General features: G+C 59.8%; 12 protein-coding genes and 3 pseudogenes. 7 read left to right on the top strand and 8 right to left on the bottom strand.

The genetic code is table 11. From position 1 onward, the window contains the following. Positions 1 to 715: 715 nt before the first annotated feature. The 3 genes from FJW08_RS18955 (at position 716) to FJW08_RS18945 (ending at position 4790) form a co-directional block, all read left to right on the top strand. On the top strand, positions 716 to 889 hold the full coding sequence (locus FJW08_RS18955) for a hypothetical protein (protein WP_318013033.1): 174 nt from the start codon (positions 716 to 718) through the stop codon (positions 887 to 889). A gap of 1270 nt (positions 890 to 2159) precedes the next feature. After that, a complete protein-coding gene (locus tag FJW08_RS33285) occupies positions 2160 to 2294 on the top strand; it encodes a hypothetical protein (RefSeq protein WP_263489404.1) in 135 nt (44 codons plus the stop codon). A 465-nt stretch (positions 2295 to 2759) separates the two neighbouring features. Next, complete coding sequence (locus tag FJW08_RS18945; RefSeq protein WP_140762613.1) at positions 2760 to 4790, top strand: HWE histidine kinase domain-containing protein; 2031 nt, start codon at positions 2760 to 2762, stop codon at positions 4788 to 4790. Positions 4791 to 5865: 1075 nt separating this feature from the next. Here the strand turns inward: FJW08_RS18945 and FJW08_RS18935 are convergent. Continuing rightward, positions 5866 to 6660 carry a DUF2066 domain-containing protein gene (locus tag FJW08_RS18935; RefSeq protein ID WP_181182972.1) on the bottom strand — a complete coding sequence of 265 codons (795 nt, stop codon included), beginning with the start codon at positions 6658 to 6660 and terminating at the stop codon, positions 5866 to 5868. Between the two features lie 107 nt (positions 6661 to 6767). On the opposite strand from FJW08_RS18935, the gene FJW08_RS32685 reads away from it, so the two are divergent. Then, positions 6768 to 7385, top strand: a complete 618-nt coding sequence (locus FJW08_RS32685; protein ID WP_210241199.1) for a CGNR zinc finger domain-containing protein — start codon at positions 6768 to 6770, stop codon at positions 7383 to 7385. A gap of 724 nt (positions 7386 to 8109) precedes the next feature. Next, complete coding sequence (locus tag FJW08_RS18925; protein ID WP_140762605.1) at positions 8110 to 8328, top strand: hypothetical protein; 219 nt, start codon at positions 8110 to 8112, stop codon at positions 8326 to 8328. 325 nt (positions 8329 to 8653) lie between these two features. On the opposite strand, the gene FJW08_RS32435 is transcribed toward FJW08_RS18925, so the two are convergent. After that, entirely contained in the window at positions 8654 to 8917 is a 264-nt protein-coding gene (locus FJW08_RS32435; RefSeq protein ID WP_181182971.1) for a hypothetical protein, read from the bottom strand. Between the two features lie 904 nt (positions 8918 to 9821). Between FJW08_RS32435 and FJW08_RS33375 the strand changes: the two genes are divergently transcribed. Further along, positions 9822 to 10151 carry a hypothetical protein gene (locus tag FJW08_RS33375; protein ID WP_318013034.1) on the top strand — a complete coding sequence of 110 codons (330 nt, stop codon included), beginning with the start codon at positions 9822 to 9824 and terminating at the stop codon, positions 10149 to 10151. 555 nt (positions 10152 to 10706) lie between these two features. Here the strand turns inward: FJW08_RS33375 and FJW08_RS18910 are convergent. From FJW08_RS18910 to FJW08_RS18895, 3 genes and pseudogenes are all read right to left on the bottom strand, one after another. Next, complete coding sequence (locus FJW08_RS18910; protein WP_140811838.1) at positions 10707 to 11183, bottom strand: hypothetical protein; 477 nt, start codon at positions 11181 to 11183, stop codon at positions 10707 to 10709. A 9-nt stretch (positions 11184 to 11192) separates the two neighbouring features. Continuing rightward, positions 11193 to 11599, bottom strand: a pseudogene (locus FJW08_RS18905) (YidB family protein). Between the two features lie 1102 nt (positions 11600 to 12701). Beyond that, positions 12702 to 12955 (bottom strand): annotated as a pseudogene (locus FJW08_RS18895) (transposase); the annotation flags it as partial. A gap of 75 nt (positions 12956 to 13030) precedes the next feature. On the opposite strand from FJW08_RS18895, the gene FJW08_RS18890 reads away from it, so the two are divergent. Then, complete coding sequence (locus FJW08_RS18890) at positions 13031 to 14053, top strand: IS110 family transposase (protein ID WP_140811836.1); 1023 nt, start codon at positions 13031 to 13033, stop codon at positions 14051 to 14053. Positions 14054 to 14313: 260 nt separating this feature from the next. Here the strand turns inward: FJW08_RS18890 and FJW08_RS18885 are convergent. The 3 genes and pseudogenes from FJW08_RS18885 to FJW08_RS18875 form a co-directional block, all read right to left on the bottom strand. After that, positions 14314 to 15000 (bottom strand): annotated as a pseudogene (locus FJW08_RS18885) (IS630 family transposase); the annotation flags it as partial. Positions 15001 to 15088: 88 nt separating this feature from the next. After that, positions 15089 to 16240 carry a PHB depolymerase family esterase gene (locus FJW08_RS18880; RefSeq protein WP_140811834.1) on the bottom strand — a complete coding sequence of 384 codons (1152 nt, stop codon included), beginning with the start codon at positions 16238 to 16240 and terminating at the stop codon, positions 15089 to 15091. Between the two features lie 213 nt (positions 16241 to 16453). Beyond that, positions 16454 to 18346 (bottom strand): AI-2E family transporter, encoded by a 1893-nt coding sequence (locus FJW08_RS18875; RefSeq protein ID WP_246682428.1) that lies wholly within the window; start codon positions 18344 to 18346, stop codon positions 16454 to 16456. Between the last annotated feature and the right edge of the window lie 115 nt (positions 18347 to 18461).

The raw sequence follows: 18461 nt of genomic DNA, 5'->3' as shown, positions 1-18461 counted from the left end.
TCTCCCTTGTTGAGATCTGCAACGACCTCATTCTGGCACATTGCGATGCCGTCGGGGGCCGTCCACCCCAACACGTAGGAGGGCATCAAGAGAACTGCTTGCCAGAGGCCGTCGCCAAAGGCGTAGAGTAGACGGCGCTGTTTCGTTAGCGTTGAGCGATGGTAGCCTTTCCGATTAGATCGTTGGGTGTGTTGGAACGGCCTCAGGCTTTAGCCTTTCGCTTCGTTAATCGGACTTTGGTCCCGGTTGCTTCCGACCGAAGCCCAGCATCCGGAACCTTCGATTTTGCGTGGAGTTGGGTCGCGGCCCGTAATTTCGTCACGTGTGATGCTGGTGGAAGATGGCACTCTCCCGACGATTGCTGATGTGCAAAATGACCCTCGACTGTCCCCATTGCGGTTTCGCTTTGAAGAGGGCAGGCAGTTGGTTTCAGGTCATTTCCTCGCATCGATGCGAGGGGTGCCAACGCCAGTTTCGGATCACCTATCCCGACAAACTCAGACTCTTCGCCAAGCATGAGCAACTGCCAGCACTCGAAGAGGCTCAGCGCTTAGCCCAGATTCCAGCAGAGTGATCTCGATCAAATCGCGGGCGTCCAGATCACAACTTCCGCCCCCCACACTGGCCTGCCAATCCAACGGATTATCGAACAATGCTAGATCGAACTGTCACATCCCGTGCCTTGGGTATGCGCGTCGCCAGCCTTCGAGCCAGAATGCAGGCGGCCGAGATCACTGAAGGCGAATTGATGACCTTCCAGAAGGTCGTCGCGATCATGGAGGACGGACTAGGTCGTATCGATGGCGACTATCTTATCGCGGCCTCCTTCGTCAACGACCTGGCGCCGGACAACGTGGCCGACCAGGCCGACACTCAGCAGACTTTTTGACTCCCGTGCCGAAGCAGCCAAAGCCGCAGGCGACCTTGTGGGAGCGGGAATTGCCCGCGTTCGGATCGCCGCTATCGGACCCTATCGCGACGAGTTGGCCGGCTTGGGGATCGCTCCAGCCGCCATTCTTACCGCGATGTTCAGCGGAAGCGCGCTTCTGGCCTTTGTGATCAACCCTCATGGCGCAGGGCTCTCGCCGACAGCCCTGGCGGGGCTCGCTTACGCCAGCTTGCTGGCGGGCTGATCGGATCGATGGCAGCTGCCGCGGTGAGGCCCGTGGATTTGGATCCGGTCGAAGGGATCGTCTTGGTGACCGCGCATGTCAATGACGCCGAACTGAGATCGCGCTGGCAGTGCTCGGCGTTCCCGCGACCTCATGCATGGCCGAAGCGGCATGATCCTGCCACCAGGCTGATAGCCCGCCCCGGCGTTTCCCGGCCCGGGCTTCCTCATCCGGTGCTGCATTGGATAATCGACGGATGCTCTTCAAGAGCGGTGATCGTACGGCGCTAGGGTGCGCTCCGCCGGAACAATTTACCTCCGCTAATGTTCAGGGGAAAACTTAGCGGAGCCTAATGTGAGATTCTTGCCCATTCAGGAACCATGCGACACGTGGGCGGTATTCGACACCGCGATCGACGAGCCGGCCGAGTTTGCAGGTGAGTGCCTCATTGGCCTCACAAAGGCTGCCGCTATTTTGCTCGCTGCCAGAGCTAACGAGGACGAAAGAAAAAACCGTTGCCGGTGTGAATCGAGCGTCAACGCAGGGGCTCCCGTTGGGGGTCTTCAGCAGCAATTGCGTGTCCAGTCGTGGGGATGATGAGTGACGAGGCCATGGCTGCTGTATTGGCTTCACGGGATTACGAAGTGCAGGTGCTCGGTATATTCGACGCGGCGAATAAGAAAGAAGTTGCCGTTGAACTTTGCCGTTTAGGGGAGGCAGTTCAGTTTAGCGCAAATGCGTCAGTGTTGGGCTCGGACGCCAGATCTTTGGATGCGGTCGACAGTGAGAGGTACGTGCTCTTGCCCGTGGGGGAGAAGAGTCATGCCTCAATCCACCGTTCGCAACTGTGTATTGAAAACTCTGACTCATGAAGATTTCGCCCTTCTACGGCTATGGATGCGTCGCGTCGCCCATCACGCCAGCTGGAGATCGTATCTCAGCCAATCGAGCTGATATATTTTCCTGAGATGGGAATCGCATCCGTGGTCGCCGCTATGCCCGGAGGGCGGCAAAGCGAAGTCGGCATCATCGACCACCGCTCTCCAAATGCTCGAATATCGGGGGCTGGTTCATGCCAAGCGCGGCGAGATCACGATTGGTGACCGCGCCGGAATGATCGCAATCACGAATGGTGCCTATGGCGAGGAGGAGCAACGTCACTTCGACATCACCACCGGCTGATTGTTCGGAATCGGACAGATTTGGGACGCTGATGACCGAAGCTACAATCCGGCGACAGCTTCAGGGTTCGCTACGCCGCGAGTGGTCCGATCAAGGGGTAAGGATCGTAGCTGAAGTGCCCAACGTCACGGTCTCGCGATGAAGAAACCCGCATAGCGCAAGGCGTCCTACACCGGGCAATGTGTCAGAGCCTGATCAACGGCACCGCCCTTCCTTCCGGCCTGCAGGATGACTGGTTCGGCAGCGACAACCCGACTACCGCAATCCGGGCTTGCCGAAATGGAGAGCACAGGCCGAGCTATTCCGGGCTGGCCCTGAAGGCCCGCGCAAGAGGGCAAGCGAGCCGGCAGCGCCCGCTTCGCCGACGAGGTGAACAAGGTACAACGGCACTATATTCACTTGAACTAACGCTTGCTGTTCCTGGCCCGCTGACTATGGTTGAGCATTCCTGAGGCGGCACGGGATATGGACTTGCCTCGTCGATCAGTTCGATCGCACCTGCTTGGTTTGATCGCCGCCGCGGTTATCCCGGTATGGCTGTTTGCCGGCTATTTGCTGGGCCAATATGCCCTGCATGAACGATATCGTTTCGAACAGGATGCCGTGCAAACGGCTCGACAGGTGTCGCTCGTTGTAGAAGGCGAGCTCGCAAATCTCCAAACCATCCTCGACGGCCTTTCCAAGTCCGCCGCGCTCGCCAATGGTGATCTACAAGCCTTCCACCACGAGGCACTTGATCTTGTCCAAGGGACGGACCGGATCATTGTCCTGCGCGACCTTGGCCGCAATCAGCTGGTGAACACCGAAATCGGCTACGGCGCCGCTTTGCCGTCCGTCGAACCGATAGCTGTAGCTGACCGCGAGAAACTCAACCGTTCCGGTGTTTTCCTCAGCGATGTCTTCGCCAAACGGTCAGGCGAATACCGGGTTGCTGTCGCCATTCGGGTGCCCGCCCCGAAGGGGGAGGACCTGCTTCTTTCGCTTTCTGTACCGACTGCCCGGATCCGCGATGTTTTGATGCCGGCCGTACCGGAAGGATGGATCGTGGGCGTCGGGGATCGCGACGGAAATTACGTGGCACGTTCCAAGTTGCACGACGAATGGACCGGAAAGCGCGGATTGCCGGGATACGTGGAAAAGATAGTTGGGCGCTCCGGCTCGTTTACGTCCCGCAACTTCGAAGGGGTGACGCTGCTGGCAGGCTACTATAGATCCCCGTACTCTGACTGGTTCTACACCGCAAACGTGCCTCTTTCAACTGCGCAGGCGCCGCTCTGGCGCTCGCTTGCCGCCATTTGCGGGATAGGTCTCCTGTCGCTCCTTGTTTCCGTTGCTCTCGGATATGTCGTCGGCAAGAGATTTACCCAGGCCGCCGCAGAACTGGCGACACGCGCCGAGGCGCTCGGTCATGGCCGCAGCGTCGAACCCCTGTCGACTTCGGTTACGGAGTTCGCCGCCATTGCCCAGGCGATGGTGGACGCAGAGCGTGCGATCGCCGAACGGCGGTACGAGCTGGAAGCGGTGTTGGAGACAGCGCCGGCGGCGGTCTGGTTTACATACGATCCGAAAGCCCTTCAGGTGATCCGCAATCGCTTCGCCGCCGAACTCATGGGCCTGCCAACGGATGCGCACAAGTCCTTCGGCAGGCCCGATCTGGTCATCGACACCGTGGCCGTCAAGGACGGCCACGTAGTGAGCCGCCAAGACCGCCCTCTTAGCCGCGCCATGCGCGGACAGCTGACCGATCATGAAGAGTTCGCCTACACGCTGCCTTCAGGTGTCGAGCGCTTTCTACTTTCCAGCGCACGTCCAATTCGCAATCCGGCCGGCGGCATTATAGGCGCCGTACAAATCAGTCTCGACATCACGGACCGCAAACGCGGTGAGGAGCAGCTCAAATTGTTGACCAATGAGCTGAACCATCGCGTGAAGAATATCCTTGCTGTGGTTCGGTCCATTGCCTCCCAGACACTGCGCAACGCCACAAGTTTGCCCGAGGCAGGGCGCACGCTCTCCAGCCGTCTCGTCTCGCTGGCCAAGGCAAACGACCTGTTGACCCAGCAGAACTGGAGTGGCGCCGACGTCAAGGATCTGATTGCCACATCAGTCAGCTCACACGCACCGATCGACCGCTTTAAGATTAGCGGCGAGTCGGTCTGGCTACCACCGAACGTCGCTCTTTCGGCCGCTCTGGCTTTTCATGAGCTTACGACGAATGCGCTGAAGTATGGAGCACTGTCAAACGAAACAGGCACGGTGTCGATTCGATGGAAGCTTCTCGGTCAAAAACAGCATCGCTGGCTCAACCTGGAATGGCGCGAACGGGGAGGTCCACCTGTTGAACCGATCGAGCGAAAGGGCTTCGGCACGCAGCTCCTCGAGCGCGTGTTTGCGTCCGGCACGTCAGGACGCGTCACTCTGAAGTTCCAGAAATCGGGACTGGTCTGCACCATGCGAGTGAATTTTGCGGCGGGCGATAGCAATTTAAGGCATTGAGCGCGCGGGCAAACCCGGTCTGTGTCCGGAGTGAGCGCGGACCTATGACCGCGGCGCCGGCTGGTCGAGGTTGGCAGATCGCAGGGGCTTTGCGGTGCTCTTTCCAGAACAGCAGCGCAGTGACAATGCCAATCTTTGTTTCAACTGGTTCATTCCAGATGACACCCGACGAGGCTCGGGTGAGGCACTTTCGATTCGTCAAATGATAGAGGCAGTGATGGTCGCTCAGGATTCGGACCGCACCAGGATCTTCGTTACCGGACTTTCCGCCGGCGGGGCAATGCCCGCCGCGATGCTGGCCACTTACCCGGAAGTCTTTGCGGGCGGGGCCATCCTAGCTGGTCTACCCTATGGCAGCGCCACTACCCTGCCGCAGGCATTCGACCGTATGTCATGGCGGCCCAACGGCGAAGCAATTTGGCTTCGGCAGTCAAGCAAGCAACCGGTTACTCCGGACCATGGCCGAAGCTCTTTGTCTGGCATGGAAGCGCCGACACGACGGTCAGCCCCGTCAATTCCAATCAACTCGTCGGGCAGTGGCTTGCACTTCATGGACAAAGTGAAGCTCGAGCCGACACCGAGGAGCGCCAGGCCTATCGCCGCGACGTTTGGAAGACTGCTGCGAATGAGGAGTCGTCGAATCCTACCTCATCTCAGGCATGGCGCACGGAACAGCTGTGGACTCGGCAGACGGCTTGAGTGACGGCGGACCTTTTATGATCGACACCGGCATATCGTCCACTTCGCTTATCTCCCGGTTTTGGGGACTAGCCGGCAACAGTCGCCGACCAGATTGGGGCGACATTCGTCTTTGGCGGTCGCGCACCCGCCGTTCGAACTGGCGGGCCGTAGGAAGTCCGGTGGCGAATGGATGGCTTCAGCCTTGTTGAGATCGGCACCGGTTTCGACCTCAATCCTGGGCCGCAACCTCACGCCCAAAAATCGGCCGGCTCTGGTTGGCTCGCTCTCTCCGTGGCCCAGGGGTTCATCTGTATAAGAATGGACGACAATTGCCGCGTCGCTCGAGTTAGGTGAGCGACGATGCAATCTCCCGCGCAATGTCATGGACCCCGCACTAATTGCTCGGCCGCATGCGCTTGGCTGCACCTCCGATCGCGTTGCGGAAGGCAGCATCGAAATTTACGCCGGCAACCTCCCACCTGGTGTCTTCTGTACTAAGCGGCATGCGCCAAACCGCATGCCAGCCCGGCTCGTTGGTTTCCCAATCGAGGTGCCCGACCAAGATCGCGTCAGCGCCCAATCTGGATTTCAGTCTGGCCAGGCTCTCATGAGACATAGCATCAAGCTGTTCCTGCGCGATCGCCGACAGATCGGCCTCTTTCGCGAATATGATCGGTATCGCAAAGCGCGCCGAAGCATCTTCAAAGCTTGCGCGCAGCTCCGATCCGTGGGCGCCGTCGGCGGCCAGCACATAGCTGCGCGCCATGTCGGTCACTTCGACGACGAGCGCCAGCTTTGGGCGCGCGCCTAGCCACGGCCTCTCTCCCAACACCCCCATTGCATGGTCCATCCGCTTCCGGTCAAACTGGAACGTGAGATCGAAAGGACGATCACGTGTGCCCTGCTCATCGTGAATTGGAGTGCCGAACATACGGTCATGGTAGGTGTAGGACCAAACCATGCCAGGTGCCCCGGTCGCCAGTGAAGAGAAGGCAGGATTTTGCCCGATGTCGGGATTTCCGGTCAGCTTTTGCGCTGCCAGTTCGAAACCCTGCGGGATGGCGGGGACGCGCGTTTCCTCGCGATCTCCGGTGACAATCATCTTTGAGCGATAAAGTACATCGTCGTCTGCATGCGCCGCGACCGCAAACGCAAACCAGGACAGGAACGTCAACAGTGCCTTCTTCATTGACCCGCCCTGCCCTCTTGAGTAACTGTTTATGAGGTTACATACTGGTGGTGATGGAATCAACCGAATCTGTCCGGACCTACCTCTCCCCGCATGGACACATGCGCATGCTGGGTGGCGCGCCCGCACTTGACATTGCCAACACATTGCACTGGCGAGATGGGGCCGAGATCGATTTCATTCCAACCTACCAAGACCTGCTGGACTTTTGCATTCCGGCCCTGTTGCTGTCGGAAAATGAAGGGCGGGTCCTCAAGCGTCTCTCCCTAAATCACCAAGGCGTCGCCCGCGATGTGCATCTCGAGGTGCTAAAGTTACGCGCAGCACTCAAATCGTGGCTCGATGCGACGGTGCAAAACCTTGACGGTGGTCTCGTCTCGAAACGCACCGCCTTGCGCGGCATTCATAAAGCGATAGCGCAAGCGGGCGGATCGGCAGGCCTTGGCGAAATCCTGAACCTCACATCCGCGTCGACACATCAAGCGATTTACCTGCCCCTGCGCCGGTCGGCCGCAGCCGCCGTCATGCTAGTCCTGTTCCCGTCAGGAAACGATATCCGGCAATGTGAGGCTGACAAATGCGGCGGCTTCTTCGTCAACGATAGCCGCTCAAAACCGAGACGCTGGTGCTCGATGAACAGTTGCGGCAACCGCGCCAAGGCGGCGCGCTATCGCCAGGCACATCGGAAAATGTTCCGGACCCGAATGGGTGACAAAGGAGTGTAAGCGCGGCAGGCCCCAAGCACAGTGCTGCCGTCGCCAGCCTCCTTCTCCGCCGATTTAAAGCTGACTAGACCTGCGACCGACGGCGCTTGTCGCCCAGCCGACCTCTGGGCCTCGCTGATAGCTTGCGCCTCGCCTTCCTCGGCCACCGCCTCCCAACTCTGACATTGAGCTGACGCGCCGCTATATGGGCTTGTCCAGTCATGCGCGTTTCACATACCTAAGGTTTGATTGGGTTCCAGATGAAGGAAAGCTGCGAGTGGCAGACCAGCAGCGTTGTAAGCCGGCTGGTGGGGGGCCTGGGCGAATTCCGCCAATGCGTGCTCGACACCACCTGACCGCAGCTCTTGTAAGCTCCATCTGCTGCAGAACCTGGTGGGTAAGCATTGCAAGCCTGGCGTCGCGGTATAACGCGCTGTGCTTCACAGTTCCGGTATAAGTCTCCGATCAGTGGCCCCTCCCGGGTCGTAGTTTCTCTGCGCCAATCTCCGGAGGCACGGTTAGTTCCGGCGGCCCAGACGACACGCGTGACGTAGATTGTTGGCCGGTTGAAAGACCGGACTTGATCTGAAGCTCGACCGACCTGGTGTTGTCTACCTGCTGATAGCAAGCGCGCCTCCCCTGTGGACATATAGCTAACCCTCCGACGGGAGGAACATTGGCCCGTACATGAAGTTCGGGAGCCGATTGGGATCCGATGTTTGATTGGATCCCGGAAGGAAATCCAATGACCGAAGATCTCTCACGCAGGCAGGAACGGCGTGGTACAGCTCGGATCTCCAGTTGGGCGGTGGCTCTGGCCGCCCTCATTTTTCTGGGCCTGCTCGCCTTTTTTATGTTCGCGCCGTTGTCAAACTCTTCGCGGCAAGCAACGCCGCTTAAGGTTGCCCCCGAGCAGAACCAAGGGGCCAACGCACGCGCGAACACTTCGCCTCCCCCAGACTGAAGCACCAGGCAGGGACGCGCCGTATCGACCCGAGTCCGAAGTTCGGGAGCCTCCCTGGCAAACGTCTTTCCCTCCTTGTGAGCTGCCGGCTGGCTCCATCCGGCAGGCGCTTGGTGAAACTGTTGAGGGAGTGCAAACTCAGAGGAGCCGCTGTCGATCCCCCGTCGAGGCGCCGGGTCGGTGTGGGAACAGCTTTCATGTCGAGCCCGCCGCCGTTCGCTGTCCGACGAACCGGAGGACGGCCAGCCAGCCACCCTCGATCGTGGTCGTGACCATCAAGATGCTTCCACATTGCTTCGTCGGGCGGCGGCCGAATGCCTGTCGATCATTGCCTGGCAAACACGCCCTGGTAGCTCTGGCCCGCGAGAGTGTAAGTTGCTGCCAAGGTCCCATCGGGCAGCATCAGGAAGCTGACGTCCGAGCCGTTCGGAAGGCGCCCGAGCTTCAACGTGGTCCCGAGGATTTTTCCCGTGCCCGCGGCCTCTCCCGGATTGTTGTCGCCCAGAATTCCCCATGCGTAGTTGACCGTGACCTTCCCGTTGGCCGAAACGGATTGAACATCGAGCCTGCCTTGGGATGTTCCCTGCAATTGCCCAATCCAAGTGCCCGTAAATGCAGCGTACCTTGGAGGGACGTCCTTCCCAGGAGGGACTATCGTGAGCGACTGATCCCCTGCTGCCGAGCCGGCTGGCACCGCGGCAGCACTCAAGGCGGGTTGGGGAGCAATGAAGGCGGGCGCGGCATGCCCCGCAGCGGCGGGTTGGTGCACTTCTTGGGCGGATTGGCATGCAACCAGGGCAAATGCTGCCAAAGCTGGCGTAAGGTTCCGCATCAAATCGTCCACTTCTCTAGGGAATGCCCAACAACGAACTTCCTCCACACGTTCGCGCCTCGAAGCGCCCTTCCCGGCGGATCAGCCTAAGCTTACCTCAGCAACAGCCCATCGAGGCATTATCAGTTCGCAATTAACTATGACAACCCCAGAACAAGCAGCGATGCTTCGCGTTGCTAGCGGGCGGCAGGCATTGTCAATGCCGGAACTGCGGAGTGGGCGGGACGTTGACCTGCGTCTGGCGCGCCCTTGTCCTTGAGACCATCGATGTTCACTTTCTCTTCGCCACCGGGATCGAGAACAGCGCTCCTACGATCAAGGAGGCCGGGAGCGGGTCGACGAAATGGAGAAATGCCGCTTCTACGAGCGATGGCGGACCGACTTCGAACTCGTCCAGGATCTGGGGCTTCGCTTCCTCCACTACGGCCCCCAATTCACAAGAGTGGTTGGGTGATGGGCACTACGACTGGACCTTCGCCGATGAGACCTTCGCTGACCTGAAGGCCAAGGACATTCTTCCGATCGTCGACCTCTGCCATTTCGGCGTCCCGGACTGGGTCGGCAATTTCAGAACCCGGACTTTCCGCGGCTATTCGAACGCTACGCTCACGACTGCGCAACCCGCTTTCCGTGGATCCAGCTCTATACGCCGGTCAATGAGATGTTCATCTGCGCCACCTTTTCCGCCCGCTGGGGATGGTGGAACGAGCAACTGAGCACCGACACTGCCTTCGTCACCGCCCTCAAGCACATCGTGAAGGCCAATGTGGTGGCTATGCGAGCGATCCTGCAGGCGCGGCCGGACGCGATCTTTATTCAGAGCGAATCCTCGGAGTACTTCCACGCCGACTCTCCCGAGGCGATCGGCAAGGCGGACCGCTTGAACAGCCAGCGTCTCCTATCGCTTGACCTCAACTGCGGACATTGGCGTCGATGCGCGCACTTATTGCTACCTGCTCTTTTGCATGTGGACCGGATGGGGCGGCTCTAGACCAAGGCAATGGCACTAGTCTAGCTCAGGTTCCGTTCGCGCCAATGCCGCTCTATGCGCGCCGGTGCCTGGGCCTCCGGTGCGCACCAAGCCGATGGTCAATGTCGGCAGGTCCTCTATTGTCGCGATCTCGCCATGACACGCGGCTTGACGGCAGCTTTAAGATGGCCGTCAGCGACCGGGCCGGACGTGGGCGCCTTCCCTCCACGATCCCGCCGCGCGTTCCAATCGCCCGTCCGGCGATCTAGGGTTAGCGGACGTCCGGCCAGACGCCTTAAACATGGCATGTCCCTGTCCGGTTTCAGAGATGTAATCGAAAAAGGTTCCAGCTCGGCAAATCTGGATTCCGGCCTTCGGGCGGCATCCGTCGCAAGCCGATAGTCTCTGGCAAGCAGTTCCCGCGACGCTACAGACTACGGCGTGTGTCTCCTCGTCCCGAGCACACGAGCGCGTGGCGGATGCTCCCATGCGGACAGAGCCGACTATAAGTCGATGAGGTGCCCTACGAGCAGGGCTGCAAGCTGCGCGATCTAGCCGGGTCGTATGCTGCCATGGTTAACAACCATCGGCCCTTAGCGATCTTACCATGCGAATGACAATCGGATCGTAGGGGATTTTTTCGTCGCGGCTATAACTGACCGTAAACAATGCAGCGCGGTCGCCGCAGACTTTGATGGCGCGAACATACAGGACCTGGCCGTCTTTCAGTCCTGAATAGCTGGCCCACTGCGGCGTCACTCGCTTATAAGTCAACTTCCAGCCGTCCTTCTCATTCACTGCCATGCGATGTTCAATCTCGGTGCGAAAACTTGGATTGCCGAGTTGCGCTCCCCAGACGGCAAGAAACGCCTTGTTTTTGCCCTCGAAGGCCGCCCCTTGATCGGAATGCTGAGTCAGCACAAACCCAGGTGGAACATCGAACACAAAGCCGAAGTGCCTGATTCCGAAGGCTTGCCATCCCTGAGCACCGAGCGGTGATGTGGGCATAATCCCGACAACCAAACTCAGCAGAATATGGGGAACATGCCTCATGAGTTGGTCCTATCGCGCCGGCACCCCGCGCCAGCTCTGTGGCACCACGTCGAGCAGCATCGGCTCGACCCAGACGTTGGTTTGGTGATCAGTTGGCAGGTTGCCGTTTGGGGTCTTCCGGTCAATGGCATCCGGCAGATCCCTGGTGATCCTTGCAATTAGCTCCTCGCGCGAAAGGCCGGTTGCCTGGAAAGCGCTTCCAGGATCTGCGCGTCTATAGCCGTTTCCACCTCGTGTGGCTTGATCGGCTCGTTCGGCCCAGCGCCAACCCAAGAGTCCGCCTTCGAGCCTGCACCTGCATTTCTGAAGCGGTCGAGAATATCGCCGAGCGCGGTGCCGGAAACGCCCTTGGTGACTTGGTCCAGAATCCCACCGTGGGGATTGTTTGAATCGCGCTCTCCCGCTCCACGGATCATCTCTGCGATGCCGCGGTTTTGATAGGCTAGGACCCCCAGCATAGCGATCGCAAGTCTTCCAAAATTGGCCACTCGTTCCTCCTCTGGTGTCGACTATGGAGAAGGTCGCGGCCTGCCAAAAGTTCCGCAATTGGCGAAGCAAATATTAGGCTGGCTTGGAAACTGACGACCCGTGGGTCATGACCATCACCTCATTGAACACCGGGAAGCCGGGCTGCGCGAGACCGCCAATCAGCGGGTGACGGTTGGTGAGGACGTCAGCGGCGTCGCGGCGTATCGCCGAGACCGAACCCGACGCAATGCTGGAAAGAGCCACAATCGGCCAGGACCGATCTAAAAATGGCTAGGAGACGCGCTGCGACTCGCTGTTGGACACGAGCCCTGGCGCGCAGGCGGCTGCTTCAAGGCGTCGACGTGAGCTTGCCTTTTCATGCGGTTTCGCTCGGCGCTTAGCAGCTCTTCCTCGCCCGTAAGGCCGTTCAAGAAAAGCTTGAGGACATGGGAAGCGAGTGTCTGTGCCTGGCGGCTGTTAAGCGGAACAGCCTCCTCTTTGCAGGCGGTCCGGCACACGCGGGCGAGCATCTCCAGTTCGTCGGGCATGACGACTTGACCAGGAAACAACATGGCTTCCTTTTCCTTCAGATGTGTATTTGATGGCAGAGCATGACTCCGCCGGCATATTGAGTCATTAAGAAATGACAGAGCAGCCGACTTAGTCCGAAATGGTACGGATTCTTGGCGGACGTTTGTGGGCTCGTGGACATTCGAAAGGCGAAACGACCAGTGGCGACCGAGCCCGCGCTGTTGCGACAAAGCGACTTGCCTTCACGAGCCTTGGCATCTCCGCCTTGTCAGCGCGACCGGACAGCGATTGCAGCAATGTTCCAATCGGTCAATCCAGTTTGAAAGGGCCTCGGAAGCTGAGCGGCAATGTCGCTGACCCGTGCGCCAATCGTTCGCCTGGCGCCGCTAAGCGCGTGGCGGCAATTTTTCTGATTTGATCAATCGCGTGGCTGGCTTGGGCCGGCTCCGCGCTGCTGCCGACCCGAATTCGGTTCCAGGCTTAAGCCTGCGATTGCCGTGCGCCTAGAGCGGGATGAGATTAGCTTTGGTCATAGCCTGAGTTTTCGAAGTAGTGTGAGCACTCTGTCGGTGTGACGCGGTCGAGGGTGTGGCCGATGGCGTCGCAAACGGCTTCGACGGTTCGGCTTGCTGCCTTTCTCAGCCAGTGCTTGAGCTTTGAGAAGAGCTGTTCGATCGGGTTGAGATCGGGTGAGTATTTCGGCAGGAAGAAGAGCCTAGCGCCGGCGGCGCGTATGACGCGGCGCACCGCCTGCCTTTGTGCGAGCCGAGATTGATGGGGTGGACGCCCCCTCACGGCATCGCTGTGCCAAAGTGGTGTCGTTGATCATCACTTGAACGGAGGCGTCCATGTTGGAAGTTAACACAATCGGATTGGACCTGGCGAAGAACGTGTTCCAAGCGCACGGCGCAGATGCATCGGGAACTGTGCTGTTTCGGAAGAAGCTTCGCCGCGACTACGTACTTCGGTTTCTTGCCGATCAGCCGGCCTGTACGGTTGCCATGGAAGCATGCGCCGGCGGCCACTATTGGGCGCGGGAGATTGCGAAGCTCGGGCATGAGGTCCGGCTGATAGCTCCAGGATACGTCAAGCCTTTTGTGAAGCGTCAGAAGAACGATGCGGCTGACGCCGAAGCGATCTGCGAAGCGCAGAGGCCGACCATGCGGTTCGTCACGGCGAAGAGCGAAGAGCAGCAGGCTGCGGCTATGGTGTTCCGCGTTCGCGATCTCGTGGTTCGTCAGCGGACCCAGACGATCAATGCGATACGGGGCCATCTTGCCGAATTCGGTCTTGTATCCGCACAGGGCCTCTTTCATGTTGCCAAGCTTGTCGCGGCGATTGAGAACAAAGATGCCGCCATCCCCGAAGCAGCCCGTCCGATCCTGTCTCTGCTGGTTGCGCAGTTGCGGTCGCTGGATGAGAGGGTGGCCGTGCTCGACCGCGAGATCGCCCGGCGCGCCCGGGAGGATGCAGAGGCCCGGCGCTTGATGACCATTCCCGGCATAGGTCCGATTACCGCAACGGCACTTGCTGCCCTGGCTCCATCGGCGTCAACCTTCAAGAGAGGCCGCGACTTCGCCGCATGGCTCGGCCTGACGCCGCTGCAAAGGTCTTCAGGCGGAAAGCAAAAGCTCGGCGAGACATCCCGCATGGGCGAACGAACCCTACGTCGCCTGCTGATCATTGGAGCGAGCGCGACCGTGCGCTGGGCCATGCGTAGAGGATCGGCGGCGGATCCCTGGCTTTCGCGGATGCTTGAGCGCAAGCCACCCATGCTGGTGATCGTCGCGCTAGCCAACAAGACGGCGCGCATCGTGTGGGCATTGATGGCCAACGGCGGAACCTATCGAACGCCGGCCATAGCAGGATAGTCCGCTCCCTGAGCGGGCTGCCATGGTGTGAGAAGGTCAAACGGAGAGTATGGCGCTACGGTCAAGAGACAGGATCGGGAAAACCAGATCATGGATACGCGCCTTGAGCGCGCCAGATTGTTTTGGACCCGCTCCGCGAACTCCCATACGGGCCCGCGGCATGTGATAGCCGCAACAGAGGCCGGACACATGTCAGCACCCGACCACACTCCGAGCTCTTCGAAAAGATTCTTCTTGCATCAACGGGGGCGTCCACACATGTCCATGACAACGATGTCGCCGGGGTGCAGGGTCGGGGCGAGAACTTTCTCGATATAGAGGAGGAACCTTTCGCCGTTGATCGGTCCATCGATCAGCCAAGGTGCCTCGACGCGATCATGGCGCAGCGCGGCCAGGAAGGTCATGGTCTTCCAGTGGCCATGCGGCACTTTGGCCTTGATGCGCTGTCCAACCGGCGCCCAGCCCCTGAGCGGCGCCATGTTGGTCTTGGTCCAGGTCTCGTCGATGAAGACCAGCCGCGCGGGATCGATCCGACCCCGATACTTCGTCCACTGCGCGCGTCGGCGCGCTACATCGGGGCGGTCCTGCTCGGCGGCGATCAGCGTCTTTTTTGTAACTGAGCTTCTCGGCGTGCACGAATTCCACACCGAGCGGTAATCGACTTTCAGGCCACGCTCGCCCAGTTCGGTCACAAGGCCACGCAAGGTGAAATCCTGGTCGCGGCAGCGCTCGATCAGCCAGTCGTGCCACGCGCCCGATAGCTTCTTCGGTTTGTAACCACCTATTTGGCCAGGCTCTACGCTGCCGGTCTCTTCCAGCCGCTTCAGCCACTCAATCGCCGCGCTGTAGCTTACCCCAAATCGCTTCGCAGCCCCGCGTCGCGAAAGTCCTTCAACCTTGACCGCGGCAACAACCCGATCGCGAAGATCCATCGAATAGACTGCCATCCATGCTGGCCTCCTGCTCCAGCATGAAGGTTGAATCAGAACCGCAGTGATTTGGGAATCCCACGAGTCCCATAAATCTCATCCCGCTCTAACGCATCAATCCCGCAGCCCGGAGGGCGTCCTCGATGATCGTCATCACCCCCGGTGCAGCCGGCTTCGTATGACGCGGGAACTGCTTGACGGCATTTGGGTCCGGAGACTGCTCCATATCTGGCAACGGTGTACGGATTAGCAGCCTCTCGCCGTCGACCACTTTCTGCCGCGATCTCGTGGACACGCTCTTTTCCGTTGCCACGATCCCCCAGAACCGAGCGGTCTCCCGTGTGGAAGAGATGCCGCTATCGAGCATGAATGGCCCTGGCGCGCTGAAACCGTCATTGGCCAGCGGGACTCCGTGGCCCATGCCGGCAATACTATTTATCTCAAGGGCCACTTCTCCCGCGGGGTCGAGCCAAAGACGCCTTGCATGCCGCCCTGACACCTCTGATCTTGTAGGTGTCTTTTCGAGGCCATGAACGCCTTGCCACTGCGCCGCGACTGCTTCCGCGTTGGAATGCGCAACCGTGCGGTCGGCGGTCCCGTGCCAGATCGATATCCTTGGCCAAGGTCCTCGATGATCGGATGCGCTGCGGAGAGCGCCTTGCAGATCCTTATCCGACCGGCCGCCATGGCCGCGCATGCGATCGAACGCCTCCGGAATGGTCGTCGCGCTGCCGTAGGGAAGCCCCGCAATGATCGCGCCGCCGGCGAACACGTCCGGATAGGTCGCGAGCATGGCAGCCGCCATTGCCCCTCCGGCCGAGAGACCCGTGATGAAGATGCGTTTTCGGTCGAGACCTTGGATGACCACCATCGTCTCGATCATCTGGCGGATCGAAAGCACCTCGCCCGAACCGCGCCTGACATCGGCAGGGAGAAACCAGTTGAAACAAAGGTTAGGATTGTTGGCGCGTTGCTGCTCGGGAAAGAGCAGCGCGAAGCCGGCTTCATCGGCGAGGCGGGACCAGCCGGAATGGTGGTCGTAGGCAGCCGCGTTCTGGGTGCAGCCGTGCAGCACGACGACGAGCGGCGCACCTTTTGGCAGACCCTTTGGAAGGTAGATCCTGGCGTTCAACGCGCCCGGGTTGGACCCGAAACCGGTGAGGTTCGAGAGGCGGTCGGAACGGAAATCCGGGAGAGGAGAAGGTTGCCGGGCGCGAATCGCCGCGCTGCGCGCAATCGTATCTGACACTTTCCGCATGAGGCCGTCCCTTGTTTTTGACGTCCGGGTTTAGACGGCACAGCGTGTAACGTCTTTGCAGCGATATCGTTGCTGTGATAACGCAGAAGCGAAGAGACGCTTGGCTGGTCACCGCCGCCGTGGCTGATGGACAGGTCTTGAGCACCCTTCTGCGACAGTCAGAGGGCTGATGGACAGGTAAAGATCGCCCGCGTCATGGCAATATTGTGGAGATCACTCGGTCGGAGTGGCCGAGAGGGCCCTCTTCCGACGAGGCGGAGGGCGACGGCGTTTCGCCGTTGATTTGAGCCCGACTGGCGCGGATTTGGAAAGCGCACCAAGCACAGCACTGATCATGCCATCCGCAACGAAATCGGCGTTGATGCCAGTGGCAAGCTTCTCGCATGCGTCGTTGTCGTCATTGCCTGGCCCGGACCACAACACCACGCCTACCCGTAGCGCCGCCTTTGCGCGCTTCAGGCGACGAACAAGGAAGCGAGCGTGTTTGACCGAATCCTGGTTGAGGAAATTGACGACAACGGTGTCGAAGCTGCCAAGTTCGAGGCGGCGAAGAGCGTTTGGCTCCAAATCGGCAAAGCTGGCCATTGATGCTTCCGCACCCTGGACTTCCAGCACCTGCATCAGCATGGCGGCCGCAGCGTCATCGAGTTCGCCACGCCCGCCTGCACACAGCACGGTGATATCGGTGCCATCAGGCAGTTCGATCTCATCCTCGCCGCCCTTGGTGTCGCTCGGTTCGGCGTCGTCGGCCAAGGCCGGTTGCTCTTCCTCGCTGGCCTCCTGCTGCGCGCTATCCACCAAGTTTGCCACCAGAGTCTGGGCGCTTGCCGCCACCTGACGTCTTTGCGGTTCGCCCATTACGCCGCGAACACGATCCTGCTCGCCTAGCAGCAAGGCTGGAATGGCCACTTTGTCGTAGAATTCGACCAGATAGCCCTCTTCAAGAAACTCCTCAGCATGGTCTGTGGCCTCTTCTGGGTCGCCGGCGAGCAGACGCTGATAAAGCCGCGCGTGGGGTTCAAGCATCGGCTCGTTGCCGAACAGCACGTCGAGGAACTCAAACTGCGGAACGTGCCGACCGAGCACGACTAGACAGACAGTTAGGGGCGTTGACAGGACCAGCCCGAGTGGCCCCCATAACCAGGTCCAGAAGATTGCAGCGACTATGATCGCCAGCGGCGACAAGCCTGTGCGCGACCCGTAAAGCCAAGGCTCTATGACATTGCCGGTGATCAGCTCCATCACGACGAACAGCGCCGCTGTCCACAACAGGAGCGACCATCCGGGAGCCACGGCGAGCGCTAGGAATAAAGGTAGGGAAGCACCGATGATCGGGCCGATATAGGGCACAAAGCGAAGTGCAAGTGCTAGCAAGCCCCAGAGCAAGGCGTTAGGGATGCCGAGTATCCAGAGCCCAATTGCAATTGGCACTGCATAGGCGACGTTGACCACCATCTGCATCAGCAGATAGCGACCGACTCGCCTTCCGGCATCCTGCAGTGCCTGAGTCGTTCGATGAAGGTCGCCGTAGCCCACGAGCCGGATGAAACGATCCCGTAGATCTTCCCGTTCTAAGAGCATGAAGACGACAACGACTATGATCAGACCGGCAGATGCCAGGGGACTGATCAAAGGGCCGACGATGCTCTGGAGCACCTCGAGCGGCCTTTCGCGCGCGACGATTTCGACTGGCACCGGTTCGCGCTTTGGCGTGTCTGCCGCTGAGGGCAGCGCAGGTTCCTGTCTATCAATCTCCTGGCCGACACGCTCGACCACATCGCTCAACCTGGCAATGATCCCTCCCCCCACGCCTCTTTCCTTCAGCAAGCGAACCTTGGTTAGAATGTTTGCCTGATAAAGCGATACATTGTGCGCCAATTCGTTGACCTGCGAGGCGACAATGAAGCTGAACAGAGCCAGCGCTGCGAAGGCGCCAAGGACGCTCAATACGACAGCCGCGACCCTGGGCACGCCGGCCCGTTTTAGCGCGGAAACCATCGGGGCGAGTGCGAAGGTCAACAGCAGGGCAATCGCTATCGGCAGGAAAACCTCGCGCCCGAAATACAGAGCGGCCACGGTGACTACGACCGTCGCGACGGTCGGCAACGCGGTGCGCCGATGTGCTACCGAAAGGGTACTTTGCAGTCCGGAGAAGGGATATCTGCCGTTACGATCAATCCCCACAATAACCCCTCCACCTTGCCCTTCAGTGATAGGGGCG

It is taken from the genome of Mesorhizobium sp. B3-2-1, from assembly GCF_006439515.1.
In the GTDB taxonomy this organism is placed as follows: Bacteria; Pseudomonadota; Alphaproteobacteria; order Rhizobiales; family Rhizobiaceae; genus Mesorhizobium.
This window is presented reverse-complemented; position numbering and strand designations above follow the sequence as displayed.